The sequence below is a fragment of the Micromonospora sp. NPDC048835 genome, assembly GCF_040649995.1.
Classification (GTDB): Bacteria; Actinomycetota; Actinomycetes; order Mycobacteriales; family Micromonosporaceae; genus Micromonospora.
Window position 1 is genome coordinate 319804 of record NZ_JBEZGM010000002.1, and the last position, 24276, is coordinate 344079.

General features: G+C 70.7%; 19 protein-coding genes. 7 read left to right on the forward strand and 12 right to left on the reverse strand.

The window, feature by feature from the left end:
• Positions 1 to 234: 234 nt before the first annotated feature.
• The 3 genes from AB0C15_RS03975 to AB0C15_RS03985 all read left to right on the forward strand — a co-directional run bounded on the left by AB0C15_RS03975 (position 235) and on the right by AB0C15_RS03985 (position 5766).
• Positions 235 to 1560, forward strand: a complete 1326-nt coding sequence (locus tag AB0C15_RS03975; RefSeq protein ID WP_357348404.1) for an AAA family ATPase — start codon at positions 235 to 237, stop codon at positions 1558 to 1560.
• 27 nt (positions 1561 to 1587) lie between these two features.
• Positions 1588 to 2604 (forward strand): ParB/RepB/Spo0J family partition protein, encoded by a 1017-nt coding sequence (locus AB0C15_RS03980; RefSeq protein ID WP_357348405.1) that lies wholly within the window; start codon positions 1588 to 1590, stop codon positions 2602 to 2604.
• A 2145-nt stretch (positions 2605 to 4749) separates the two neighbouring features.
• Positions 4750 to 5766, forward strand: a complete 1017-nt coding sequence (locus AB0C15_RS03985) for a hypothetical protein (RefSeq protein ID WP_357348687.1) — start codon at positions 4750 to 4752, stop codon at positions 5764 to 5766.
• Between the two features lie 84 nt (positions 5767 to 5850).
• On the opposite strand, the gene AB0C15_RS03990 is transcribed toward AB0C15_RS03985, so the two are convergent.
• Positions 5851 to 6852, reverse strand: coding sequence for a D-alanine--D-alanine ligase (locus tag AB0C15_RS03990; RefSeq protein WP_357348407.1), 1002 nt, complete (start codon positions 6850 to 6852; stop codon positions 5851 to 5853).
• 7 nt (positions 6853 to 6859) lie between these two features.
• Positions 6860 to 8173: a PLP-dependent aminotransferase family protein gene (locus tag AB0C15_RS03995; RefSeq protein WP_357348409.1), complete on the reverse strand. Its 1314-nt coding sequence runs from the start codon at positions 8171 to 8173 to the stop codon at positions 6860 to 6862.
• A 295-nt stretch (positions 8174 to 8468) separates the two neighbouring features.
• On the opposite strand from AB0C15_RS03995, the gene AB0C15_RS04000 reads away from it, so the two are divergent.
• Positions 8469 to 9134 (forward strand): GNAT family N-acetyltransferase, encoded by a 666-nt coding sequence (locus AB0C15_RS04000; RefSeq protein ID WP_357348411.1) that lies wholly within the window; start codon positions 8469 to 8471, stop codon positions 9132 to 9134.
• A 14-nt stretch (positions 9135 to 9148) separates the two neighbouring features.
• On the opposite strand, the gene AB0C15_RS04005 is transcribed toward AB0C15_RS04000, so the two are convergent.
• From AB0C15_RS04005 to murJ, 7 genes are all read right to left on the reverse strand, one after another.
• Complete coding sequence (locus tag AB0C15_RS04005; protein ID WP_357348412.1) at positions 9149 to 10312, reverse strand: N-acetylmuramoyl-L-alanine amidase; 1164 nt, start codon at positions 10310 to 10312, stop codon at positions 9149 to 9151.
• Between the two features lie 170 nt (positions 10313 to 10482).
• Positions 10483 to 10806, reverse strand: a complete 324-nt coding sequence (gene trxA, locus AB0C15_RS04010; RefSeq protein ID WP_124819929.1) for a thioredoxin — start codon at positions 10804 to 10806, stop codon at positions 10483 to 10485.
• A 31-nt stretch (positions 10807 to 10837) separates the two neighbouring features.
• Entirely contained in the window at positions 10838 to 11788 is a 951-nt protein-coding gene (gene trxB, locus AB0C15_RS04015) for a thioredoxin-disulfide reductase (protein WP_357348414.1), read from the reverse strand.
• Between the two features lie 183 nt (positions 11789 to 11971).
• Positions 11972 to 12982 (reverse strand): hypothetical protein, encoded by a 1011-nt coding sequence (locus AB0C15_RS04020; protein WP_357348416.1) that lies wholly within the window; start codon positions 12980 to 12982, stop codon positions 11972 to 11974.
• The gene (gene sigM, locus AB0C15_RS04025) at positions 12979 to 13695 is read right to left on the reverse strand and encodes an RNA polymerase sigma factor SigM (protein WP_357348418.1); all 717 of its coding nucleotides are present in this window, start codon (positions 13693 to 13695) and stop codon (positions 12979 to 12981) included. Before sigM ends, AB0C15_RS04020 begins: the two co-directional genes overlap by 4 nt.
• 43 nt (positions 13696 to 13738) lie before the next feature.
• Positions 13739 to 15346 (reverse strand): protein kinase family protein, encoded by a 1608-nt coding sequence (locus AB0C15_RS04030; protein WP_357348421.1) that lies wholly within the window; start codon positions 15344 to 15346, stop codon positions 13739 to 13741.
• A gap of 445 nt (positions 15347 to 15791) precedes the next feature.
• The gene (murJ, locus tag AB0C15_RS04035) at positions 15792 to 17540 is read right to left on the reverse strand and encodes a murein biosynthesis integral membrane protein MurJ (RefSeq protein WP_357348423.1); all 1749 of its coding nucleotides are present in this window, start codon (positions 17538 to 17540) and stop codon (positions 15792 to 15794) included.
• 126 nt (positions 17541 to 17666) lie between these two features.
• On the opposite strand from murJ, the gene AB0C15_RS04040 reads away from it, so the two are divergent.
• A complete protein-coding gene (locus AB0C15_RS04040; protein WP_357348425.1) occupies positions 17667 to 19127 on the forward strand; it encodes a CCA tRNA nucleotidyltransferase in 1461 nt (486 codons plus the stop codon).
• A 139-nt stretch (positions 19128 to 19266) separates the two neighbouring features.
• Here AB0C15_RS04040 and AB0C15_RS04045 read toward each other — a convergent pair whose 3' ends face one another.
• Both AB0C15_RS04045 and AB0C15_RS04050 read right to left on the reverse strand, forming a co-directional pair.
• A complete protein-coding gene (locus tag AB0C15_RS04045; RefSeq protein ID WP_357348427.1) occupies positions 19267 to 20799 on the reverse strand; it encodes an SPFH domain-containing protein in 1533 nt (510 codons plus the stop codon).
• A 29-nt stretch (positions 20800 to 20828) separates the two neighbouring features.
• Positions 20829 to 21341, reverse strand: coding sequence for a hypothetical protein (locus AB0C15_RS04050; protein WP_357348429.1), 513 nt, complete (start codon positions 21339 to 21341; stop codon positions 20829 to 20831).
• A gap of 101 nt (positions 21342 to 21442) precedes the next feature.
• On the opposite strand from AB0C15_RS04050, the gene AB0C15_RS04055 reads away from it, so the two are divergent.
• Both AB0C15_RS04055 and AB0C15_RS04060 read left to right on the forward strand, forming a co-directional pair.
• On the forward strand, positions 21443 to 21922 hold the full coding sequence (locus tag AB0C15_RS04055; protein ID WP_357348431.1) for a methylated-DNA--[protein]-cysteine S-methyltransferase: 480 nt from the start codon (positions 21443 to 21445) through the stop codon (positions 21920 to 21922).
• A 236-nt stretch (positions 21923 to 22158) separates the two neighbouring features.
• Positions 22159 to 23085 (forward strand): hypothetical protein, encoded by a 927-nt coding sequence (locus tag AB0C15_RS04060; protein ID WP_357348433.1) that lies wholly within the window; start codon positions 22159 to 22161, stop codon positions 23083 to 23085.
• 95 nt (positions 23086 to 23180) lie between these two features.
• On the opposite strand, the gene AB0C15_RS04065 is transcribed toward AB0C15_RS04060, so the two are convergent.
• On the reverse strand, positions 23181 to 24260 hold the full coding sequence (locus AB0C15_RS04065; protein WP_269681798.1) for an inositol-3-phosphate synthase: 1080 nt from the start codon (positions 24258 to 24260) through the stop codon (positions 23181 to 23183).
• Positions 24261 to 24276: the final 16 nt, after the last annotated feature.

Below are 24276 nucleotides of genomic sequence, written 5' to 3' on the forward strand. Positions count from 1 at the left end.
CGGCCTGGGGTCTGCCTCGTTGTACCGGTACGGATGGACGAGGGGATGAGAACCCGACGTGGACCGGCCGCGCCTGTCCGCCGTAGGCTGACCGCGCGTCGATAGTGTGGAGCGGGTGACGGACGTCGCGGGTCTCCGACCGCTCCCGCGGGCCGTACGCTCCGGGTTGCGGGCGTGGTGCGGCCAAGTTGACCGGGGCGCGGACCGACCATCCGAAGCGGGCAGGGATGACAGGTGCATGACGACGGCAGGTACGACGATCCACGCGCGACCGGGTCGACAAGCGATCCCGTTTCACGTGAAACCGACTACCCGAGCTGGTCACCCGGCGCGACCGGGCCATCGACTCGACCCACCGACAGCGATCCGCCGGCGACCCTCGACCCGCCGTCGGGCTCGGGGCGGCCGGAGGGCGCGGGCACTCCGGATTCGGCGGGTGCCCGCCGGGCGCCGGAGGCATCGAGTCGACCGGTCAACGCCGCCGAGGTGCGGTCGACCTCGGGTCGCCGCAACACCGCGGCGGCGGTGCGCTTCGAGCCGGCAGTCCCGCACCAGCCCACCGCGGCCGTCGTTCGGGACGCCGCACCAGTGGTCGCCGCCGCGCCTGTGGCTTCGACCGAGTCGTTGGCTGCCGTGGCGGCCGACCCCACGTACGTTTCACGTGAAACCCCGACGCGCGAAGAGGATGACCCACCGTTGGCTATGGAGGCGATGCGCGCCGTGCAGATCCTGAATCCCAGTGGCGAGGTGACCATGCCTCGGCCGGACCGGACCCGGGTCATGTGCGTCGCCAACCAGAAGGGCGGCGTGGGTAAGACCACCACCACCGTCAACCTTGCGGTGGCGTTGGCCCTGCACGGCAACCGGGTGCTCGTGGTCGACCTCGACCCGCAGGGCAATGCCTCGACCGGGCTCAACGTCCCACACCACACCGGAATCCCGGACGTGTACGACTGCCTGATCAACAGCGTCCCGCTGGCCGAGGTGGCGCAGGCGGTCGAGGGCATCCCCAACCTCTGGTGCGTACCCGCGACAATCGACCTGGCCGGTGCTGAGATCGAGCTGGTTTCGGTGGTGGCCCGGGAGTCGCGTCTGGACCGGGCGATCGCCGCCTATCCGGGCGAGTTCGACTACGTCTTCATCGACTGCCCGCCCTCGCTCGGGCTGCTCACGGTCAACGCCCTGGTCGCCGCGCAGGAGGTGCTGATCCCGATCCAGTGCGAGTACTACGCGCTGGAGGGGCTCAACCAGCTCATCAACAACATCAACCTGGTACGCCAGCACCTCAACCCGAGGCTCGACGTCTCGACCATCCTGCTGACCATGTACGACCGTCGTACCCGGCTGGCCGACGCCGTCGAGCAGGACGTCCGGAACCACTTCGGCGACAAGGTCCTCCAGGCGGTCATCCCCCGCAACGTCCGGGTCTCCGAGGCGCCGAGCTACGGCCAGTCGGTGATGACCTACGATCCCGGATCGCGGGGTGCCACGAGTTACTTCGAGGCCGCCCAGGAGATCGCCGAACGCGGCGTCAAGGAGCCGGTGGGCCGGAATGCGTAGTGCGGACGAGTCGCTTGGAGGCGTGGCATGAAGAACCGTCCTCGGGGCGGTCTGGGTAGGGGCCTGGGGGCCCTGATCCCGACCGGGCCGGCGCCGGATGCCGCCGGCACCGCGACGGCCGAGCCGGAGTACGAACAGACGGACGACGGGAGCGCCGTCGCCGTTGCCGCCGTGCCGTCCGGAGCGCCGGCCCGCGAGCCGGAGCCCGTACTCAGCCCGGTGCCCGGCGCTCGATTCGCTGAGATCCCGGTCGACGCGATCATGCCCAACCCGAAGCAGCCCCGCCAGGTCTTCGACGAGGAGGCACTGGAGGAGCTGAAGACCTCCATCCAGGAGGTCGGCTTCCTTCAGCCCATCGTCGTTCGGCAGCTCGACGACGAGAAGTACGAACTCGTGATGGGCGAGCGGCGCTGGCGGGCCGCCCAGGCGGTGGGACGGGAGAGCATCCCGGCGATCGTCCGGGACACTCGCGACGATGCGATGCTCCGCGACGCCCTGCTGGAGAACATCCACCGGGCCAACCTCAATCCCCTGGAAGAGGCCGCCGCCTATCAGCAACTGCTGGAGGAGTTCGGGGCCACCCACGAGGAGCTGGCCCGCCGGATCGGCCGGAGTCGCCCGCAGATCTCCAACACGATCCGACTGCTGAACCTGCCCGCGCAGGTGCAGCGCCGGGTCGCCGCCGGCATCCTGTCCGCCGGGCACGCCCGCGCTCTGCTGAGCCTCGACGAGGCGGAGTCGCAGGAGCAGTTGGCCCTGCGCATCGTCGCCGAAGGGCTGTCGGTTCGGGCGACCGAGGAGATCGTGGCCCTGGCCCTCAACGACGGGTCGACGAAGGGCCAGGCCGCCAAACGGCGACCCAAGGCACACGCGCCGGCCCTGACCGATCTCGCCGATCGGCTCTCCGACCGCTTCGACACCCGGGTGAAGGTGGACATCGGCCGCAGCAAGGGCAAGATCACGATCGAGTTCGCCACCGTGGACGACCTTGAGCGGATCGTCGGGATCATCGGCGTGCAGCAGGAGAAGGAGAGCGGGGACTGACCCCGTACTCCCGGTCCAACGGCCGCGTCACCCACAGGGGGCGCGGCCGTTCTGCGTCGCCGGGTCGCTGGGTCGCCGGGTCGCCGGGTCGCCGGGTCGCCGGGTCGCCGGGTCGCCGGGTCGCCGGTTTCACGTGAAACCGGCGGAGGGCTGACGCTTCAATCGGCTGGGCGCTGACGAAGTAGGTCGTCCGTCCGCAGCCTGCTCGCTCCACCCCGCCCGGGTTACCGCGACCGCCGGATGAGGCGCTGCGGTGCGCAGGGGCGAAAGACCCACGCCAGCCAGCGATCGGATGCCCTGCGTTCTTCGTGTAGCGGTGAATGAGCGCGCGCCCGCAACAACTACAACCGACCGGCAGGCGTTGTCGGGTGGACGGCAGGCTGGCTGATCGGCGGGCTGCGAGAGGCGAGCGGTAGCAAGCAGGGGTAGCGGAGCCTGCCGGTCGCAACGCCCGAGCCGCAACGCCCGAGCCGCAACGCCCGAGCCGCAACGCCCGAGGCGCGGTGCCCGAGGCCCGCCGTTCCCTGGTTCCGATCCGCGGCTGCCGGCTGTTTGGCATCTGGCGGAGACGGATGGCCGGGTCGGTCGGTCCGTAGCGTTCTCGCGAGATCTTGGACAGTTTCCGTCCTGTCTGAACGGAAACTGTCCAAGATCTCGCAGGGCGTGGCTGCGGCGCGGCTCGGCCGGGTAGCGAATTGGCGGTCGGTGACAGCAATTGCGACGGCGGACGGCGACGGCGAGGGCGAGGGCGACGGCGAGGGCGAACGGCGAGGGCGAATGGCGAGGGCGAGGGCGAGGGCGACGGCGAGGGCGAACGGCGAGGGCGAGGGCGAGGGCGTAACGGCGAGGGCGTAACGGCGAGGGCGAGGGCGAGGGCGTAACGGCGAGGGCGTAACGGCGAGGGCGAGGGCGAGGGCGTAACGGCGAGGGCGAGGGCGAGGGCGAGGGCGTAACGGCGAGGGCGAGGGCGAACGGCGACGGTAGACGGCGAACGGGCTGGGCGGTGGCTGCCGACCGGCTGGCGGCGTCGGTCGGGTGGGCGGCTGCGGTACACCGAGCAGCGGCGGTCAGTCGGTTGCGATGGCGTTGGCCCGCTGGGTGTCGCACAGCGGGCTCCGGATCGGCCCTCTCGATCCGCTACCACCCCGCGCATCACTTTGCGCGTCAGCGAGCCGCTGAGCGGCGCGCAACGCCCTCTGATGGTCAACCCAGTGGGTGCGGCTGAGCGCGTAGGGCGTGCACGGCAGGTGTGGCCCCCTGCCGACTGGCCAGCCCAGCCGGGTGAGGTGCCCGTGGGCGCCAGCCGGCGAGTCAGCACCACGCCGCGTTTCACGTGAAACAGAGAGACCTCCGGTTCATGGGCGTAATCGAACCTCGCGACGTCAGAGTGGCGAGCCCCGGTGTCACCGCGTCATCGGAGGCGCGACATGGGTTCGGTCTCGACCTCCGGGCGAGAACCGTCGGGGCGTGCCGACGCCGCTTCGGGGTCCGTAGCCACGCGGCCCGGCGAACGACCCACCGGGCAACCCGGGCCGTCCCAGCGGTTGGTGGCGGCGCGGTCGGTGGGCGGATGTTGTACGGCTGTGGCCGGCGCTGCGATCGGAGGCGACCCGTGATCAGCCGGCTCCGATGATCGCTGACGCCGGCGATCTGGCGGTTCGCGGACAACGACCGAGTGGTCAAAAAGTTATCCACACCGGTTGTCCACAGGCACCCCCCGTTTCACGTGAAACAGCGCGTGGGAGCGGGTGTGGACCTGTGGATGACGGCCTGTGTTCAGGATCTCGGCAGCCTGTGGATATCGCCTCTCGGGCTCGCTGCGACTCGGTGCTCTCGGTAGACGACGGGCACCGATCCGGGGGTCCAGTACGGCTCGAACAGGTAGGGACAGCGGTGCCAGACTCGGTTAGGGTCAGCGTCGTGCACGACACCCCTCCCTCAGTCCCGGACTTCACCCAGTGGCCGTCGTTCCCCTTCGAGGGTGACCTCCACGTGAAGCATCTCGATGATCCGGTCCCGGTCGAACCGCCCAGGAAAGGCGAGGGTCTCCGGGAATGCACCGCCTGCAACGCACCCGACGACGCCTACATCTGGGTGGGTGAGCGGTGGCGGGTACGCGCCATGGACCGGCCCACCGGCCTACCCATGGTGCTCATCCTCGAGTCTCGGACCCACCTCGACCTCGGCGACCTGCCGAACCTGTTGGCCGCGGAGCTCGGGGTGATGACCGTACGTCTGGAGCGGGCCATCCGGTCGCTCGACGGCGTGGCGCGCGTGCACGTCAACCGCTGGGGTGACGGCTCGGCTCATCTGCACATGTGGTTCCTCGCCCGTCCGTACGGACGCCTTCAACTGCGGGGAACGTTCCTGTCCCTGTGGGACTCGATCCTGCCGCCGATCTCCGAGGCGCAGTGGCGGGAAAATCTGGCGCTGGTCGCCGCCTGGCTCGCCGAGTTCGGCGGCCGTCCGCTCGCCGAACCGCCCCGCATCCAGTGGCAGGCACCGTCGAGTCTGCTGGCGCAGTCCGCTGCCGCGGATGCCGCAGCGGCGGCGGAGGCGGCCGCTGCCGCCGCTGCCGCCGCTGCGGCCGCTGATGCGGTCTCGGTCATCGAGGCGGCAGAGGAGATCCCGGAACCGGCGCTCGACTCGACTCCAGGTTCGAACGACGCCGACAGCGCGCCACCGCTCGGAACTGTCAAGGACACGGCCGCCGGCTCGACGGCGACAACCGGAACCGACCGGTCGGCCGAGCCGGCTCAGCCGGCCATGGTCGGCGGTCCGGCGACTGACCCCGGTCGGCCGACATCCGCCACCAACCCGCCCGGCACCCTGGCCGCTGACAGCCGGGCCTCCACCGCCGCGTCCGGCCCCGCCGCATCCGGCACTGCGGCATCCGGCACTGCGGCGTCCGGCACTGCGGCGTCCGGCACTGCGGCGTCCGACAGCGCGGCGTCCGACAGCGCGGCGTCCGACAGCGCGGCGTCCGACAGCGCGGCGTCCGACAGCGCGGCCACGACGGCGACGCCCGCCGACCCCGCTCCCGCCAACGGGGAAGCTGTCACCGACACCACCCCGGAACCGGGCGACGGCAACGGCAACACTGCGGGTGGAGACGCACGCACCAACGGCAGTGGCACTCCGGACCTCCGTGCGAGCCACTGACCGGAAGCGGCCATGAGGTTGGACCCGACGGTTCTACCTCATGGCCGACCCGAGGACGGTGCAGGCAACCGGCGGGCGGGTGGGTCAGTGGGTGGCGAGGCGGGCCGCTGCCCGGGCGACCAGGGTGCCGAGAAGTCGGCCGAAGTCCAGTCCGGCCGCCTGAACGGCGAGCGGAAGCAGTGACGTCTCCGTCATGCCCGGCGAGACGTTGACCTCCAGGACGTGCGGTTGACCGGCTGCGTCCACGATCACGTCCACCCGAGAGAGATCCCGTAGGCCGAGCGCGGTGTGCGCGGCGAGAGCCACGTCAGCGACCCTGGCGGCCGCCTCCGGGTCCAGTCGGGCCGGGGCGTGCCAGGTGGTCCGCCCTGCGGTGTAGCGGGCGGCGTAGTCGTACACGCCGTTGCGCGGAACGATCTCCACCGGGGGTAGGGCCTGGGGGCCGTCACCGAGGTCGATGACCGAGACCGCCACGTCCATTCCCGGCACGTACCGCTCGACAAGTGCCGTGGAGTAGTACGCGAAGCAGCCGACCATGGCGGCGGGCAGCGCGGCGGCGTCGCGGACCACGGCCCCGCCCAGCCCGGACCCGCCCTGCGCGGGCTTGACCATCAGGGGGACACCCAGGCGGTCGACGATCCGGTCCAGGACGGCGACCGCGCCAAGCTCGGAGAAACGGTCGTGCGGGAGGGCCACCCAGTCCGGGGTGGGGATGCCGGCCTCGCGGAGCACCGCCTTGGCTGAGGGCTTGTCCCAGGCGACCCGGGACGCTCGGGCGTCGCAGCCGACGTACGGGATGTCGCAGAGATCCAGCACCCCGCGCAGTGAGCCGTCCTCGCCCGTCGCGCCGTGCAGTGCGATGACCACCGCGTCCGGTGGGTCGGCCGCGAGCGCCGGCAGCAGAGCCACGTCCGCGTCGCGAAGCTCGGCCTCCATCCCGACGGCGCGCAGCGCGTCGAGCACCCGGCGACCGGAGCGCAGCGACACGTCCCGTTCGTAGGAGAGCCCACCCGCGAGCACCACGACGCGCAGGTCGGCCGAGACGGCGGAATCGGTCACGAGGAGGTGCTCGGCGGTCGTACCCATGCCGGCATCATGCCAAGTCGGGCCCGGGCACGTCGGAGCCGGCCCGGCCGCGGCGGCCGCCGGCGCCACCCACGGCGCCGAAGACCCGGCGCATCGCGATCTCCTGCTCCATGACACCCGCCAACCGGCGGACGCCCTCGCGGATCCGCTCCGGTGGCGGGAAGCTGAAATTGAGCCGCATGGCACCGGTGCCGGTGCCGTCGGCATAGAAGCCCGTGCCGGGGACGTAGGCGACCCGGGCGGCGATCGCGCGCGGCATCATGGCCTTCGAGTCGAGCCCGTCGGGCAGGGTGGCCCACACGAAGAGACCACCGGTCGGAGTGGTCCACTCGGTGCCCTCGGGCATCAGGTCGGCCATTGCGTCGAGCAGGGCGTCCCGGCGTTCCCGGTAGACCTCGCGGTAGACCTTGAGCTGCTGCCGCCAGGGCATCGTGCCCAGGTAGGTGGCTACCGCGGCCTGGGCGAAACCGCTCGGACAGAGGATCTGCGCCTCGCTGGCGATCACCAGTTTGTCGCGGACCGCGTGCGGCGCCAGGATCCAGCCGACCCGCAGCCCCGGGGCGAAGGTCTTGGAGAACGTGCTGAGGTAGAAGACGCCGTCCCGACGGCGGGCCCGCAGCGGAGCCGGGGCCTCACCCTCGAACCCCAGCTGGCCGTACGGGTCGTCCTCGACGACGAGCAGGCCGGCGCGCTCGCAGATGTCGAGCACCCGTTCCCGGCGCTCCTCGCTGAGCGTCACACCTGTCGGGTTCTGGTAGGTGGGGATCGTGTAGAGGAACTTCACCCGCTGGCCCGCGCGGGCCAGGTCGGCGATGGCTGTCTCAAGCGCCTCCGGGATCAGCCCGTCCTCGTCCATCGGTACGTGGACGACCTGCGCCTGGGCGGCTTGAAACACGCCGAGCGCCCCGACGTACGTCGGCCCCTCGGCGAGCACCACGTCGCCCGGGTCGAGGAAGAGCCGGGCCACCAGGTCCAGTGCCTGCTGCCCGCCGACGGTGACCACCACGTCCTCCGGCGAGGCCCCGCACGCCGCGTCGATTCCGGAGAGCGACATCACCTCGCAGATCCGCTCGCGCAGCTCGAGGGTGCCCTGACCGATGCCGTACTGGAGGGTGCTCACGCCGTGCTCGGAGCCGAGCCGGCCGAGCATTTCGCCGACCGCGTCCAGCGGAAGGGCGGCGATGTACGGTGCGCCACCGGCGAGCGAGACGACCTCCGGACGACTTGCCACCGCGAACAGTGCTCGGATCTCGGAGGCGGTCATCCCGCGGACCCGCCGGGCGTACCGGTCGGTGTAGTCGTCGAGTGTCGTGCCGGTCATGACCTCACCTCGATCGCTGCTCGGGTGGTTCCCGCCCCGGGTACCCCGCTCGCCGCTGACCATGGCGGCGGACACACCGATTGTCGATCCTAGTCCGCCAGCGGCGGGCTGCCGCCGTGCCGAGGCAGATCGACCACATGCCGGACCGTCGTCGGCGTCCCCCGCTGTGGTGGGCATCTGCGCGTCCCCTCCCGCATCGCCGATTGGCGGCGTACGATCGCTCGTCGGGGGCAGGAAGGCGGCGCTGTCGTTCCATGCCGGTCTCACCACCGAGCCTATTGTGGGGATGCGCCATATGTCGCGACGTCTGGTCAGCCTGACCCTCGACACGTTGGAGGACCTCCCGCGCCCATGTCGGCAGTGCGTCTACTGGGAGCTCGACCCGGTCTCCGCGGACCGGGCCTGTGCCGCCGGTGATCCGGGCCTGGAGAAGGAGGCGTGGGTCTCCCAGACGCTGCTGGAGTGGGGCTCCTGCGGCAAACTCGCGTACGTCGACGGCATGCCGGCCGGCTTCGTGATGTATGCCCCGCCCGCCTACGTACCCCGTTCGATGGCCTTCCCGACCTCACCGGTCTCCGCGGACGCGGTGCTGTTGATGACGGCCAACGTCGTGGCCGCGTTCGCCGGCGGCGGGTTGGGGCGGATGCTGGTGCAGGGTGTCGCCCGGGACCTCACCAAGCGCGGCATCAAGGCGATCGAGGCGTTCGGTGATGCCAAGTTCGGCGACGCGGACGACCCGGCCGGTGGTTGCGTCGCCCCGGTCGACTTCTTCCTCTCGGTGGGCTTCAAGACCGTACGTCCGCACCCGCGCTTCCCTCGGCTGCGCCTTGAGCTGCGTACGGCGCTGAGCTGGAAGTCCGACGTGGAGTACGCGTTGGAGAAGCTGCTCGGGTCGATGAGCCCGGAGACCCTGCTCCGGCCGGTCCGTCCCGCCCCGGCCACCCGCTCCACGAACGGCTGACACTGGCGACGGTTTCAGTCGACCACCGTTCCGGCGGTCACCACGGCACGCAGTTCGCTGACGTCGAGCGACCCGGTCGGCACGTCCCGCTCGACGGGGTAGTACATCCGCTGCACCGCGGCCACGATCGCCTCCACCACCCGGTCCCGGAACCGGGGGTCGACGAGCTGGGCACGATCGGTCGGTGAGGTGAGGTAGCCGACCTCGACCCGGACGGCGGGCATCCGCGTGAGTCGAAGCAACTCCCACGTCTTGGCGTGGGTGCGGCAGTCCCGCAGCCCGGTGCGGGCGACGATCTCCCGCTGCACCAGCCCCGCCAGGCGTTCACCTGTCGCCGAGGTCACCCCGTTGTCGGTGCCGTAGTGGTAGGTCGCGACGCCTTCCGCGTCCGGGTTGGCGTGGCCGTCCAGGTGCAGCGAGATGAAGACGTCGGCACCGAGCGAGTTCGCGAGCAGGGCCCGGTCGGTGTCCGGCAGGCAGCTGTCGGGCGACGGGCCCCGGGTGAGCTGCACCCGTACCCCGGAGGCGGCGAGGCGCCCCTCCAACCGGCTGGCCAGGTCGTGCACCAGGTCCGCCTCGGTCCAGCGCAACGAGCCGTCGGGCACCACCATCCCGGGGTCGGTGCCGCCGTGCCCCGGGTCGACGACGACTGTCTTGCCGACCAGCGCGGGCCCGGACTGCCGGATCGCGTCGGACTCGCGGAGCCACTGCGGGCGACCACCGACTACCTTCCGGCCGATCCGGCGCAGGGCGTTCATGGTGTGTGGGCCGCAGGAGCCGTCCGGCGTGAGCCCGACCTCGCGCTGGAACTGGGCCAGCGCCCGGGATGTCCGTACGCCGTAGATGGCGTCCGCCCGGCCGGCGTCGTACCCCATCTCCAGCAGTCGCTCCTGCAGCGACCGGACGTCCTCGCCGGTGAGCGGCTCGGGGACGGCGTGGTAGAGGGTGCGGGCGCCGAGCCGCCAGCGGGCGGCGTCCAGGGCGCGCCAGGTCTCCGCCCCGACCCGCCCGTCCACGCTGAGCCCCCGCGACTGCTGGAACGCGCGGACCGCCCGCTCGGTGTCGAGGTCGAACTCGTCGGTGTGCGGGCCGGCGGCGGCGAGGAGTTCGAGGCCGGTCAGGATGGTACGGATCTCCGTGACCGCGGGTCCCCGGTCACCGGGTCGGATCGGACGCACGCACGACCCCCTCTGCACGACGCTGGCTGGCCGGGCGGCCCAGGCTTGAGGCTATGCGTTGCGGGGCGGCGAGGTGGCCGGGCCGAGAAAATACGTCGACGGTACGGCCGGGAGAAGCCGAACCCCGCACCCGGCTGACGGGTACGGGGTTCGGTTGATGTCTCTGCTGGTCAGAGAGCCGATTCGATGAGCCGGACCAGCTCGCCCTTCGGCTTGGCACCGGCGATCGACTGGACCGGCTGGCCGTTCTTGAAGACGGTGAGCGTCGGCACCGACATCACCCGGTAGGCCCGCGCGGTCTCCGGGTTCTCGTCGATGTTGAGCTTGACGATGGTGACCTGGTCACCCATCTCCCGGGCGATCTCCTCGAGCAGCGGCGACACCTTGCGGCACGGCCCGCACCACTCCGCCCAGAAGTCCACCAGCACCGGCTTGTCGGCCTGCAGCACGTCAGTGACGAAGCTCTTGTCCGTGACCGCCTTGGTTGTTCCCACTATGCCCCTCCTCCGGGATGTGTTTCCTGTTTCAGCTGAGCGTCGCGATGAACCGCTCGGCGTCGAGCGCGGCGGCACAACCGGTGCCGGCCGCGGTGATCGCCTGACGGTAGGTGTGGTCCACCACGTCGCCCGCGGCGAAGACACCCGGCACGTTGGTGCGGGTGCCCGGGGCGTGGACCTTCACGTAGCCCTCGTCGTCCGTCTCGACCTGACCACGGAAGAGCTCGCTGCGAGGGTCGTGACCGATGGCGACGAAGACGCCGGTCACGTCCAGCACCTTGGTGTCACCGGTGTGCACGTTGCGGACCCGTACGCCGGTGACCTTGCCGTCGTCGCCGAGGATCTCCTCGACGGTGCTGTTCCACTCGACCTTGATCTTCTCGTTGCTCAGCGCCCGGTCGGCCATGATCTTGCTGGCCCGGAACGAGTCGCGCCGGTGGATGATGGTGACCGACTCCGCGAAGCGGGTGAGGAAGCTGGCTTCCTCCATCGCCGAGTCGCCGCCACCGACGACCACGATGTGCTGGTTGCGGAAGAAGAAGCCGTCACAGGTGGCGCAGGAGGAGACGCCGTGGCCGAGGAACTCCTGCTCGCCCGGCACGCCCAGCGGCCGCCAGGCCGAACCGGTGGAGAGGATGATGGATCGGGCCCGGTAGGCGGTCTCGCCGACCCAGACGGTGCTCACCGCGCCGGAGCCGGCGTCGCCGGTGTCCACCAGCTCGACCCGGGTCACGTCGTCGGTGAGGAACTCGGCGCCGAACCGCTCGGCCTGCTTGCGCATGTTGTCCATCAGCTCAGGGCCGAGGATGCCGTCGGCGAAGCCGGGGAAGTTTTCCACCTCGGTGGTGGTCATCAGCGCGCCACCGGACTGCACGCCCTCAATGATCAGCGGCTTCAGGTTGGCGCGAGCGGCGTAGACCGCCGCTGTGTAACCGGCCGGCCCGGAGCCGATGATGATCAGGTTGCGGACCTCGTCCACTGCCGTCTCCCGAGTTGTGTGTGTTCGGCGTCGGCGCGAGCACCGATGCTGATCCGAGTCGCCGACGCCTGGGTGGGGCCGGCAGCTGACTTCCAGAACGTCATCGTACGAACCGGGGATTCCCGAGCCGGGCATCCGGTGGGTCAGGTCACGCGGGTGGTCATCGTGCCATCGACCGTGGATTCACCCTACCCGCGCCGAATACCGGCTGTCCGAGCCGGACCCGGGCACTCCGCACTCCGGGCCGCTCACCCAGGCCCACCGGGCTCCGTCCGCATCGGTGAAACGAATGACGAGCGCCTGGTCACCCCGGAACCGCGCGTAGTCGATCACCTCGACCACCAGTGGGGCCGCCCCGTGCTCCGCCGCGACGGTGGCCAGGCAGGTGGTCAGCGCGGCCTCGTCGGTCAGCCGGGCAAGCTGGTCCGACCCGTCCGGGGAGGGACGGCGGCCGCCCTCGGCATCCACCCCCGGCTGCTCGCCGAGAGTGTCGCCGGTCGCCCGACTGGCCGCCGGTGCGCTCGGGGTGTCCGTGCCGTAGCCGTTGCCGAGGGTCTGCGGGGTGTAGTTCGTACCGCTGCGGAGTGTCGGCCCGGTGGTGCGGACCGTGCCGGCCCCTGCGACGCCCTCGGGCGCGCTGGCCGGCCGGTCCATGGTGTTGGTGCTGCCGGAATCCTCCGATGCGCCCATCGATAGCTGGTTGAGGCCCAGCGCGACGGCGATGACGGCGATGACGGCGGCGGCCATCGGCGCGTGGCGGCGGGCCCAGCCGCGCTGGCGGCGGCCCGGACCGCTGGATGCCCCGCGCACCGCCCAGCGGGGAGGTGGAACGGCCGGCCGACGACCTGCCCCGCCCTGCGCTGGCACGACCACTGGTGTCGCCGCGTCACCGTCCGGATCGACGCTGGGCCGGACGGCTGTCGAGGTGTCGTTCGTCGACTCGACGGAGGCCAGCGCGGCCAGGAGACGGTCGGTGATCGCCGACGGCATCTCCGGCGAGGGATCGGCCCACCGGGTCAGGTCCGTCCGTACCTCGGTCACGGCGGAGGCCAGCAGCGCGTGGGCCTCGGCCCAGGACGGGTCGGCGGAGACCAGTCGGGCGACCTCGTCCTGCTGCGGGGTGCCGTCCAACGCCCCGCCGAGGTAGTCAGCGAGGAGGTCGGCGTCGACCTCCCGGAACCCCTCGGTCGTCACGTGTCCTCCTGGTTGGCGTCGCGCCGGAACCGGCCCGACCCCGATCCGACGCCCTCCACCGGGCCGGGGTTCCCCGGCGTGACGCCGGGCACGCCGATGACCGGCGCGGCGGTGTCCGGTCGGGTGGACGGCGTCACGACGGGAGCGGGGCGGAGATGCCCGAGCAGCACCGCCAGCCGCGCCCGACCGCGGGCGCACCGGCTCTTCACCGTCCCCTCGGCCACGCCGAGGATGCGGGCGACCTCGGCGACCGGATAGCCCTGTACGTCGACGAGCACCAGAGCTGCGCGTTGCTCGACGGGCAGCGCGGCGAGCGCCTCGCGGACCACAAGCACGGTGTCGTGGTCCTCGGCCGGGGCCACCGGCTCCAGCCTTCCGCTGCCCGATCCGTCCGCGGCCCGGTTGCCGTCCGGCAGCGGCACGGTGGGGTGCGCCTGCCGGCGCCGGATCCGATCCAGGCAGGCGTTCACCACGATCCGGTGCAGCCAGGTGGTGACAGCGGAGTCACCCCGGAATCGGGCCGCCGCCCGATGAGCTGACAGCAGGGCGTCCTGGAGTGCGTCGGCTGCCTCCTCGCGGTCGCCGAGCGTCCGCAGGGCCACCGCCCACAATCGGTCGCGGTGCCTGTGGAACAGCTCGGCGAAGGCGTCCCGGTCTCCGGAGACGTGCGCGCGCAACAGCTCCAGGTCCGTGGCAGCGGCACGCCCGTCCATCACCGCGTCCAGGGGTTGCGGTGCCCGGATCGTGCTGCCCGGATCACGACCCCTGGACCGTGATCTCCTGCACCCCCAGCTTGAACCCACCCTCGGCCGGAGCCAACTCGGTGATCCAGAACAGCAGGTACTGGTATTTCTTGTCGGCGTCGAAGCCGTTGAACGTCATGGTGGTGCCGTCGTGGTCCTCGAACGGCTGGCCGATGGCGGTCTTGTAGCTCTCGACCAACTGCTTGTCGCCGTTGGTGCTGGACGGCGGGTTGGTCGTGCCGGCGAGCAGCCGGGCGGACGCGTTGGTGGCGGACAACACCGCCTGCACCGACTTGACGGTGTGCGGCTCACCGAGGTCGATCCAGACGCCCATGCCCGACTTCAGGTTGCCGAAGTTGGGCTTGTTCACGTAGGTCTCGGTCTCCCAGCCCTTGTCCTCGTCACCGTCGATGACCTTCTCGGCACCGTCGATCTCACTGCGGTTCTTGCTGTCCGGGTCGATGATCCGGACGTTCTTCACCGTCAGCTTGCGAGCCGTCACGGCGGCCGGGGTGGCGGCGCCGGCCGGGGCACTGGAGGTCGGTGCGGCCACCGGGTTGGACTGCGGGTCCTTGTCGTCGCCACCCAGCGCGATGATCCCGATAAGCAGACCGACCAGGGCGACGGCAAGCAGGCCGGCGATGCCGACGGCGACCTTGCGACCCCCGGCGGCGGCCAGCGGCGACGGCTCTTCCCCGGTCTCGGCGGCGAACCGCAGCGGGCCACTGTTGTCGAGGTAGTGCTCATCCTCGGCCGGCACGTCCAGTCGCGCCAACTCGGCGGCGAGCACGTCCGAGGATGGCGGCGCGATCTCCGCGTCGAGCAGATCCATGGTCAGGTCGTCCAGGTACGCCGGAACGCCCGCGCGCACCTGGCGGGGTGCGGCGATGGCACCGGCGGCGTCCCGGACTGCGTCCGGAATGGCGGCACGGCCGTGGCCGGCGGTGGCACCGCGCAGCGGCGCCTCGGCGTGCGGCCAGGAACCGGTGAGCGCGAAGTAGAGGACCCCGCCCACCGCCCGGATGTCGTTCTCCTGGCTGTCGGCGCCGTCGGTGCGGGCGTCGGCAAGCACCACCCGGCCCTCGTCGCTGATCATGACAGTGCCCGGGTGGACGTTGCCGTGCACCATGCCGGTGGCGTGCACCGCGGCGAGCGCGCTCGCCACGGCGTTGCCGATGGCGGTGGCCCGGGCCGGATCCAGCGGGCCGTCGGAGGCCAGGTCGCGCAGGGACTGCCCGTCGACCCACTCGCGAACGACGTACGCCCGGTCGGCCTCGTCGATCGCGTCGTAGACGCCGACCAGGTTGGGGTGGATGACCCGGCTGGCCGCGACGGCGGCCTGAAGCATCTCGGTGGCGGAGTCGCCGCCCGGGTAACGCAGCACCACGGCCACGGGACGGCGCAGGATGACGTCGACCCCGCGCCAGACCAGCCGACCCGCGCTGTCGTTGTTGATGTGCTCAACCAGTTCGTACCGCTCGGCGAGGACTTCACCGGCCGTGGGAGCACCGAAGGTCATGACCGGAGGAGCGCTTTCGTCCGCCTCCTGACCCTCGCCGACCTGGGTCACCCGTCCTCCCTCGGTGATCGTGTCGATCGATGAACCCGAACTGCTGGGCATGTGGCTTCCCGCTCTGCCGTTGAAGGAACCGGCCGACCGGTGTCGACGCCCAGCGTCGACCCCTGCCGTACCCGTCGAGAGCGACCTTACCCGGGTTGCCCGTCTCTCCGACATGTCATCTTCCCGCCGTACCTGGCGGGGTTCCGGTAGTCGGCGAACTCGTCCGGTTACGACCGTTGTCAGCCACGTTGCTGGCACATGTACTAGCTAATCTACGGCTTCACCGCAAGTGACCGACGCCGGGGCTGGGCTGGCGTGGCGCTCGCGCTGCCTCGTACGTTCCCACCGATCGGGCTGCCACCCTCAGCCGTACGGTTGGTTATCCACAGCCCAAAGCGGCGGCTGACCGGCGAATCGCGGAGTTATCCACAGGGGCATCCCCAGCCTGGTGATCCGTCGTCACGGTCCGTATGAATGCCAACTTGTTGTAATCAGAAGCTGGCGTTCAGCGACCGAGCCGGCGGCGAACCATCCCGACCACCTCGGTGATCTCGCCGATCTTCAGCAGCATGGCCAGACCCAGGTAGGTCCCGCCGATCACCGCACCACCGATCACCAGTTGGATGACGGCCTGAATCCAACTCGGCCGGTCGCCGCCGGGCAGCAGGCTGATCACGAGCAGGCCGACCAGCGCGGCGCCGAGCGCGGCGACCAGGACCCGGCCGAGCGTGCGCATGATGCGGCCCAGCCCGATTCGCCCGATCCGCGGACGGAGCAGCCAGGCGGAGCCGATCGCCGCCGCCAGATACGAGACAGCGTTACCGATCATCATTCCGGCCGCTGCGAAGTGGGCGGCGAACGCGGCGAACAGCACGATCTGCACGCCGATCCGCAGCGCCACGACCGGAATGTTGATCAACGCCGGGGTGCGGGTGTCCGGCAGGGCGTAGAAGGCGAAGGTGAAGAGCTGGCTGATCGCGAACGGCACCAGAGCGAGCGCGGCCAGCAGCAGCACCAGCGAGGTGTCGGCGGCGTTCTCGTCGCTGAACGCACCGTAGCGGAACAGCACCACCGCCAGCGGGGTGGCGAGCACGGCGTAGCAGACGGCGATCGGCGCGAGCACCGCGGAGACCGTCCGGGTGCCCCGGGACAGGTCGGCGGCGACGTCGGCGTAGCGGCCGTCGGCGGCGGCAGCGCTCATCCGGGGCATCAACGCGGTGATGATAGAGACGGCGATGATGCCGTGCGCCATCATCAGCAGCAGGAAGACGTTGTTGTAGATCAGGGCGCCGGCGTCCCCGTCGCCCGCTCGGTTGAGCAGGTTGAACAGCACGATCAGGCCGATCTGGCTGACCGCCACATAGCAGAACATCCAGCCGCCGAGCCGACCCAGCTCACGCAGGCCGAGCGCGCGGAAGTCGAAGCGGAGCTTCCACTGGAAGCCGACCTTGCGCAGCGCCGGCAGCAGGCCGGCGGCCTGGATCGCGACACCGAGCAGGGTGCCACCGCTGATCAGGAGGATCCGGCCGGTGGTCATCTCGTCCGGCTTCACGATCTCCGCACCGAAGATCGCGATGTAGAGGCCGGCGGTGGCGATCACCACGATGTTGTTGAGGATCGGCGCCCACATCGGGGCGGCGAAGTGCCCGCGGGTGTTGAGCACTGCGCTGATCAGCGCACTGAGACCGGTGAAGAAGATCATCGGCAACATCAGGTACGACAGGTTGGTGACCAGATCCTGGTAGTCGGCTCCGCGGTTGTCGCTGGTGTAGAGCTTGGTCAGCAGCGTCGCGGCGGCCACCGCGACCAGCGCGGCCACCGCCAGGGTGACCACCGCCAGGGTCAACAGCCGCTGGGCGTACGCCTGGCCGCCGTCGGTGTCGACTTTGCGCCGACGGACCAGCACCGGGATCAGCACGCTGGTGAGGATGCCGCCGAGCAGGAACTCGTAGACCATGCCGGGCAGGATCTGCGCGGTGGTGTACGCGTCACCGACCAGCGCGCCACCGAGCGCGGCGGTCAACACCAATGTCCGGAGGAAGCCCGTGCCCCGGCTGACCAGGCTGCCGATCGCCATCACCGCGCTGTTGGTGGCGGCGCTCGCCTCGCCCACCTGCTCCTGCGGGGGCGCGGTCGACTCCATGGCCGGCTGGTTCAGCGGCTCCGCGGAGATGAACGTGGCGCCGTCCCCGGGACGGATGCCAGGGCCGCCGTCGTTCGCGGCGTTGGCACTGCGGTAGAGCCCGCCGCTCATCTCCAGCCTCCCAGGGGTACGTCGAGTCGTGCACCGACCCGCACGCCACAGACCATAGTCAACCCCCACCCGTTACCCGCGCCCGGCGGATCGGATCACACCTCGGCCCGATAAGCTGGCGATCCCATGTCCGAAGCCTCCGCTCCCCACGCCGCCGACCGCCGTGAACTCACCGGCGCGCAGCGCAACGCCGTCGCCGAACTGCTCCGGGTGTCCCCGGTCGCCGACGAGTTGGGCCGTCGCTTCGTCCGCGCCGGTCACGAACTTCACCTGGTGGGCGGTTCGGTACGGGATGCCCTGCTCGGTCGCCTCGGGGACGACCTCGACTTCTGCACGGACGCGCACCCCGACGAGACCCTGCGGATCATCAAGGGCTGGGCCGAGTCGATCTGGGAGACCGGTCGGGAGTTCGGCACCATCGGCGCGCAGCGCGACGGCCTTCGGCTGGAGATCACCACCTTCCGCGCGGAGTCGTACGACCAGGTGAGCCGTAACCCGGTGGTGGTGTACGGCACCAGCCTCGACGAGGATCTGAAGCGCCGCGACTTCACCATCAACGCCATGGCGGTCAGCCTGCCCGACCACCTGTTCACCGACCCGCACGGCGGGCTGGGCGATCTCTCGGCCAAGGTGATCCGTACCCCGAGCACGCCTGGTGAGTCGTTCGGCGACGACCCGCTGCGGATGCTGCGGGCCGCCCGGTTCGCCGCGCAGCTGCGTTTCGCGGTGCACCCGGACGTGCACCTGGCGATGACGAGGATGGCCGCCGACCTGGACCGGATCACCGCCGAGCGGATCCGCGACGAGTTCACCAAGCTGCTCTGTGGCGCGGACCCGATCACCGGGCTGCGGCTGCTCGTCGACACCGGGTTGGCCGAGCGGTTCCTGCCCGAGCTGACCGGCTTGAAGCTGGAGATCGACGAGCACGCCCAGCACAAGGACGTCTACGAGCACACTTTGACGGTCGTCGAGAACGCGGTCTCCTACGAGGAGGAGAGCTGCGACTTCATCCTGCGGATGGCCGCCCTCCTGCACGACGTGGGCAAGCCGGCGACGAAGGCGGTCGGGTCCGACGGCCGGGTCAGCTTCCACCACCACGAGGTGGTCGGCGCCCGGCTGACCAAGGCCCGGATGAAGGCGATGCGGTACCCGAAGGAGGTCACCGCGAAGGTGACCGCGCTTGTCGCGCTGCACCTGCGCTTCTACGGGTACGGGCGCGGCGAGTGGACCGACTCGGCGGTCCGCCGCTACGTGGCCGACGCCGGTGACCTGTTGCCCCGGCTGCACAAGCTGACCCGCTCCGACTGCACGACCCGCAACCGGCGTAAGGCCGCCCAGCTCGCGGCCGACTACGACGCGCTGGAGGATCGGATCGCCCGGATCGCGGCCGAGGAGGACCTGGCACGGGTCCGGCCCGACCTCGACGGCAACGCAATCATGGAGCTGCTCGGCGTACCACCGGGGCCGGTGGTCGGGCGGGCGTGGAAGCACCTCAAGGAGCAGCGCCTCGAGCACGGCCCGCTGGACCGCGACGCCGCCGAGGTGGAGCTGCTGCGCTGGGCCCGCGCCGAGGGCCTGATCAGTTAGTCGCTGGCCGGTCTAGATCGACTCGATTTCACGGAAATCGGGGTGTCCCGGTCGCCAGGACGCCCCGATTTTCAGGAACCCGAGTGGATCTGACGGGCGCCGGCCCCGAACCGGGAGCGGCGCCCGTCTGGGTACGTCGTCAGCGGGTCTCGACGGCGGTCCCGTCCACGGCCGGGGCGCTCTTGCCGGCGGAGGTGCCGTTGCCGGCGGTGGACGCCGAGCCGAGCCGCGCCAGCAGGCCGGCCAGGTCGATCCCGGTCAGGTCGCTGCCGAGCTGAAGCCCCTGGGCCACGTTGCCGGCCACCGACTTGGTCAGCGACGACGCGCCGTCGGTGGAGATGACAGTCATCTTGTCGATCGCCCCGATCGGCGCGCTGGCTGCCTCGACGACCTGCGGCAGCACCCTGACCAGCAGGTCCAGTACGGCTGCCTCGCCGTACGCGGCGAACGCCTCCGCCTTGCGTGCCATCGCGTCCGCCTCGGCCTCGCCCTTGGCCAGGATGGCCGCGGCGTCGGCCTGACCCTCCCGCTCGACAGCCTCGGCGATCGCGGAGCGTCGGCGCTGCTCGGCCTCACCTTCCTTGGCGCCCTCGATGGCGTTCGCCTCGGCGAGCGCGGCACGCCGGGCCCGCTCGCCCTCACCGGTGAGCCGTGCCTGCTCGGCGGAGGCCTGCGCGGCGGCGATGACGGACTGGCGCTGCGCGTCAGCGTGCAGCACCGCCGCGTTGCGGGCCGCCTCGGCCTCCTGCTCCACCTTGTACCGGGCCGCGTCGGCCGGCTTGCGCACCTCGGTGTCGAGTTGGCGCTGCTTGAGTTCGGCGTTGCGCTCGGCGACCTTCTGCTGCTCGGAGAGGATCGCCTGGTCCCGTTCGGCCTGCGCGAGCGGACCGGCCGCCGCGGACTTCGCCTTTGCCGCGTCGATCTCGGCCTGGATGCCGGCCTGCTTGAGGGCCAGGTTCCGGTTCGCCTCGGCGATGGCCTCCTCGGCGAGCAGCCGCTCCTGCTCGGCCTGCTGCCGGGCCCGCGCCTCGGCGATCGCCGCGTCCTTGAGCACCCGGGCGGCCTCGGGGCGGCCCAGGTCCTGGAGGTACGAGCCCTCGGCGAGGATGTCCTGGAGCTGGAAGGTGTCCAGCACCAGACCCTGGTTGGTCATCGAGTGCTCGGCCTCCTCGGCGACCGCGCTGGCGAACGCGGCCCGGTCCCGGATGACCTCCTCGACGGTGAGCCGGCCGACGATCGAGCGCAGCGCGCCGGCCAGCACCTCGCGGGTGAAGTTGTCGATCTCGTCCTGTTGGTGCAGGAACCGCTGGGCGGCGGCCCGGATCGCGTCCTCGGTCCCGCCGACCTTGACGATCGCCACGCCGTGCAGGTCGGCGCGGATGCCCTGCTTGCTCACCGCGCCCCGGATGCCGACGTCGATCCGTCGGCTGGACAGGTCGAGGGACTGGAGTTTCTGCACCACCGGCAGCACGAACACCGACGCGCCAAGCACGACCTTCTGCCCGGAGGTGTCGGTCGACCGGCCGCCGTCGGCGGTCTGCGTGGTGCGGCCCTTGCGACCGGTGACGATGAACGCCTCGTTCGGGCCGGCCACCTTGATCCGGGAGAGCACGAAGAGCACCAGGATGAGCGCGAGGACGACTGCGCCACCGATGGCGATGAGTAGGGCCATGCAAGGAGTCCCGTCTGTGAGGGGTGAGGTCAGTAGGTCTCGACGTGCACGCTGGTTTCGCTGAGCGCCTGCACGACGAACACCTGGGCGCCGAGCGGGATCGGCTGGTCCGCACGGGCGCTGAGCTTGACCGGTTGTCCGGCGAGGCGGATCCGAACCTCGCCGTACCCGTCGGCCGGCACCGGGGTGACGACAAGGCCGAGCGCGCCGACCAGGTCGTCGCGGGTGGGGGTGGGGTCGGTGCGCATGTTCCGTGCCGCCCGGCTGAGTCGGGACGCCAACCAGGCGGTGGGCACGGCCGCGAGCACGCCGCCGACCGCCGCGCCGACGACCATTCCCGGTGTACGCGCACCGAGCAGTTCGTTGACGATGGCCGCACCGAAGCCGAAAGCTCCCGCGAAGCCGGCGACTGTCTCGACCGAGATCGGGCCGTCCACGTCGGCGTGGCCGAACTGGAGCAGCTCGCTGCCGAGCAGGGCGAGCGCGAGCACGCCGATGCCCGCCCCACCGATGATCAGAAAGATGAGCGTCCCCGTTGCCACGACCTTGACGGTATCGACGCCACGCAACGACGAACGGCCGAGTGGGCGCCCGGCCCGACGCTGACAGCCGCGCCGGCAGCGGCATCGGGGAGAATGGGTTGATGCGCTGGACCGTGCTCGACTCACCGATCGGCGAGTTCTCCGTCGCTTCGGACGGCACGAACGTCTGCGGCGCCGCCTTCGGCCGGGTCGACACGGCGGTCGACGAGCCCGGCGACGCGCTGTCCCAGCGGGCGGTGACCGAGCTGCGGGCGTACTTCGCCGGTGAGCTGACCGCGTTCACCATCCCGGTGTCGATGCCGCGCGGCTCCGATTTCGAGCGGGCCGTGTGGGCGGAGATGACGCGGATTCCGTACGGGGAGACGCTGACCTACGGCGAGGTGGCGCGCCTGGTCGGCGATCCGGGGGCGGCCCGGGCGGTGGGCGTGGCCTGCAACCGCAACCCGGTGCCGGTGATCGTGCCGTGTCACCGGATCGTCGGCGTGGGCGGCAAGCTCGTCGGCTTCGGCGGGGGTCTGCCCCGCAAGGTCAAGCTGCTGGAGCTGGAGGCCGGGGTCGCCCTGCTACGCGCCTGGCACTAACGCCCGTGGTCCCGTGGGCGGTGGCGAGGATCACGGGACGGCTGTCGTACCCGGAAATGGGGCTGGCTGACGTCGACGGGCCGGGTCCCCCTTCGCCCCGCACAGGGCAGGGTCCGGACCGGCCCGACCGGGCGCATCAGATCGAAGTCGGTCACGGGATTGGCCGATCGGGCGATGTGGACACTCCGCCCCAACCGACATGATCAGGCGTCATTTTTCCGACTTGCGGGGGACCGATGAGCGAAAACGAAGACAGGACCGTCAACCGTCGCCGGCTGCTGCGCCGTGCGGGCACCGTAGCCGCCGGTGTGGCCGGCACCGCCGTGGTCGGCGCCACCGTCGCCGCGCCGGCCCAGGCCGCGCCCGGTGACCCGGTGGTCCAGGGCGGCGACAACGTGGCTGGTTCCTCCACCACGTCGCTGTCCATCAACAGTGCCGGCCCGACCTTGGCGCTTGGCAACACGCGGATCACTGAGGAGGGTGATTGGCGGCTCTCCGGCCCGGCGCTGCAGCTCAAGCCCAGCGGCGATTTCCTGAACGACAATTCCCCGGTCGGCTCGGTCGGCGTGGACCAGTTCGGCAACTTTCAGGTCATCTCCACTCCGGGCTACGTCGACTACGTACAGACCACGGGCAACTCGAACAGCATCGTGCCGATCACGCCGCAACGGCTGGTCGACACCCGTACCGCGGCTGGGCGTACCCGGATCGTCAACGCGTCGTCGACCACGCTGGACAGCTCGGGTCGCCTCCGCGAACGCCAGACGATCCACCTCGACCTGTCCGACTACGTGTTCATCGGTGACGCGCTCTTCGGCAACCTCACCGTCACCACCACGGCCGCGGCCGGTTTTGTGCAGGTCTACCCGCACGGCGTCACGCGCCCGGCGAACTTCTCGTCGATCAACTACCTGACCAACCAGACGCTGTCCAACTCGTTCATGACGGGCATCGGCTACGACTTCGACTACATCTCGGTCTACACCATGCGCGCCACCCACATCATCATCGACATCGTTGCGTTCGTGGTGGGCGTGGGGTCGGTCAACCCGGCGATCCTGCCCTACTCCGCCTCGGCGAAGTCCGGTGGCGCGGAGGCGACCGTCGACCGCGCCGCGAAGCGGGCTGCCCGGGCCAAGCAGAGCACGCCGAGCTGGAAGTAGGGCGGTCGCCGGACCAACGGCGAGGTTTGCGTACGCGGTGAGGGCCGGGTCCGTTTTCGGACCCGGCCCTCACCGGTGCTTGCTGTTTCAGCGGGTCAGCGCGCGACCTCGCCGGCGATGAACTCCTCGACGGCCTGGTGGGCGTCGTGGTCGGCGTACTGCACCGGCGGGGACTTCATGAAGTACGACGAGGCCGACAGGATCGGGCCGCCGATCTTCCGGTCCAGCGCGATCTTTGCGGCGCGGACCGCGTCGATGATGACGCCGGCCGAGTTCGGCGAATCCCACACCTCGAGCTTGAGCTCGGCGTTCAGGGGGGTGTCACCGAACGAGCGACCCTCCAGGCGGATGTACGCCCACTTGCGGTCGTCCAGCCACGGCACGTGGTCCGACGGGCCGATGTGCACGTCGCTCTTGCTCATCTCGTGCGGGATCTGCGAGGTGACCGACTGGGTCTTCGAGATCTTCTTCGAGACCAGCCGCTTGCGCTCCAGCATGTTCATGAAGTCCATGTTGCCGCCGAAGTTGAGCTGGTACGTGCGCAGCAGCTCGACGCCGCGGTCCTCGAAGAGCTTCGCGAGGGCGCGGTGCACGATGGTGGCACCGACCTGGCTCTTGATGTCGTCACCGACGATCGGCAGGCCCGCGTCCTCGAACTTCTTGGCCCACTCGGGGTCGGAGGCGATGAAGACCGGCAGGGCGTTGACGAACGCGCAGCCGGCGTCGATCGCGGCCTGGGCGTAGAACTTGGCGGCCTGCTCGGAGCCGACCGGCAGGTAGCAGACGACGACGTCGACCTGGGCGTCACGCAGCGCCTGCGCCACGTCGACCGGGGTGGCGTCCGACTCCTCGACGATCTCGCGGTAGTACTGGCCCAGACCGTCGAAGGTCGGACCGCGCTGCACGCTCACGCCGGTCGGCGGGACGTCGCAGAGCTTGATGGTGTTGTTCTCGCTGGCGACGATCGCCTCCGCGAGGTCCATGCCCACCTTCTTGGCGTCCACGTCGAATGCCGCGACGAACTCCACGGCGTTGACGTGGTAGTCGCCGAAGGCGACGTGCATGAGACCCGGGACGCGGTCGTTCGGGTTGGCGTTCCGGTAGTACTCGACGCCCTGAACCAGGGACGAGGCGCAGTTACCCACACCGACGATGGCGACGCGGACGGAGCCCATAGCGTCTGCCTCCTTC

What these genes read in the sequence shown, in the direction of transcription:
- AB0C15_RS03995 (WP_357348409.1), bottom strand. Translation starts at nt 8,173, where the DNA reads ATGACCGGCACGACACTCGACGACTACACCGACCGGTACGCCCGGCGG.
- murJ (WP_357348423.1), bottom strand. Translation starts at nt 17,540, where the DNA reads ATGAGCGGCGGGCTCTACCGCAGTGCCAACGCCGCGAACGACGGCGGC.
- AB0C15_RS04040 (WP_357348425.1), top strand. Translation starts at nt 17,667, where the DNA reads ATGTCCGAAGCCTCCGCTCCCCACGCCGCCGACCGCCGTGAACTCACC.
- AB0C15_RS04030 (WP_357348421.1), bottom strand. Translation starts at nt 15,346, where the DNA reads ATGCCCAGCAGTTCGGGTTCATCGATCGACACGATCACCGAGGGAGGA.
- AB0C15_RS04065 (WP_269681798.1), bottom strand. Translation starts at nt 24,260, where the DNA reads ATGGGCTCCGTCCGCGTCGCCATCGTCGGTGTGGGTAACTGCGCCTCG.
- AB0C15_RS03990 (WP_357348407.1), bottom strand. Translation starts at nt 6,852, where the DNA reads ATGGGTACGACCGCCGAGCACCTCCTCGTGACCGATTCCGCCGTCTCG.
- AB0C15_RS03980 (WP_357348405.1), top strand. Translation starts at nt 1,588, where the DNA reads ATGAAGAACCGTCCTCGGGGCGGTCTGGGTAGGGGCCTGGGGGCCCTG.
- sigM (WP_357348418.1), bottom strand. Translation starts at nt 13,695, where the DNA reads ATGGACGGGCGTGCCGCTGCCACGGACCTGGAGCTGTTGCGCGCGCAC.
- AB0C15_RS03985 (WP_357348687.1), top strand. Translation starts at nt 4,750, where the DNA reads ATGGTGCTCATCCTCGAGTCTCGGACCCACCTCGACCTCGGCGACCTG.
- AB0C15_RS04045 (WP_357348427.1), bottom strand. Translation starts at nt 20,799, where the DNA reads ATGGCCCTACTCATCGCCATCGGTGGCGCAGTCGTCCTCGCGCTCATC.
- AB0C15_RS04000 (WP_357348411.1), top strand. Translation starts at nt 8,469, where the DNA reads ATGTCGCGACGTCTGGTCAGCCTGACCCTCGACACGTTGGAGGACCTC.
- AB0C15_RS04055 (WP_357348431.1), top strand. Translation starts at nt 21,443, where the DNA reads ATGCGCTGGACCGTGCTCGACTCACCGATCGGCGAGTTCTCCGTCGCT.
- AB0C15_RS04060 (WP_357348433.1), top strand. Translation starts at nt 22,159, where the DNA reads ATGAGCGAAAACGAAGACAGGACCGTCAACCGTCGCCGGCTGCTGCGC.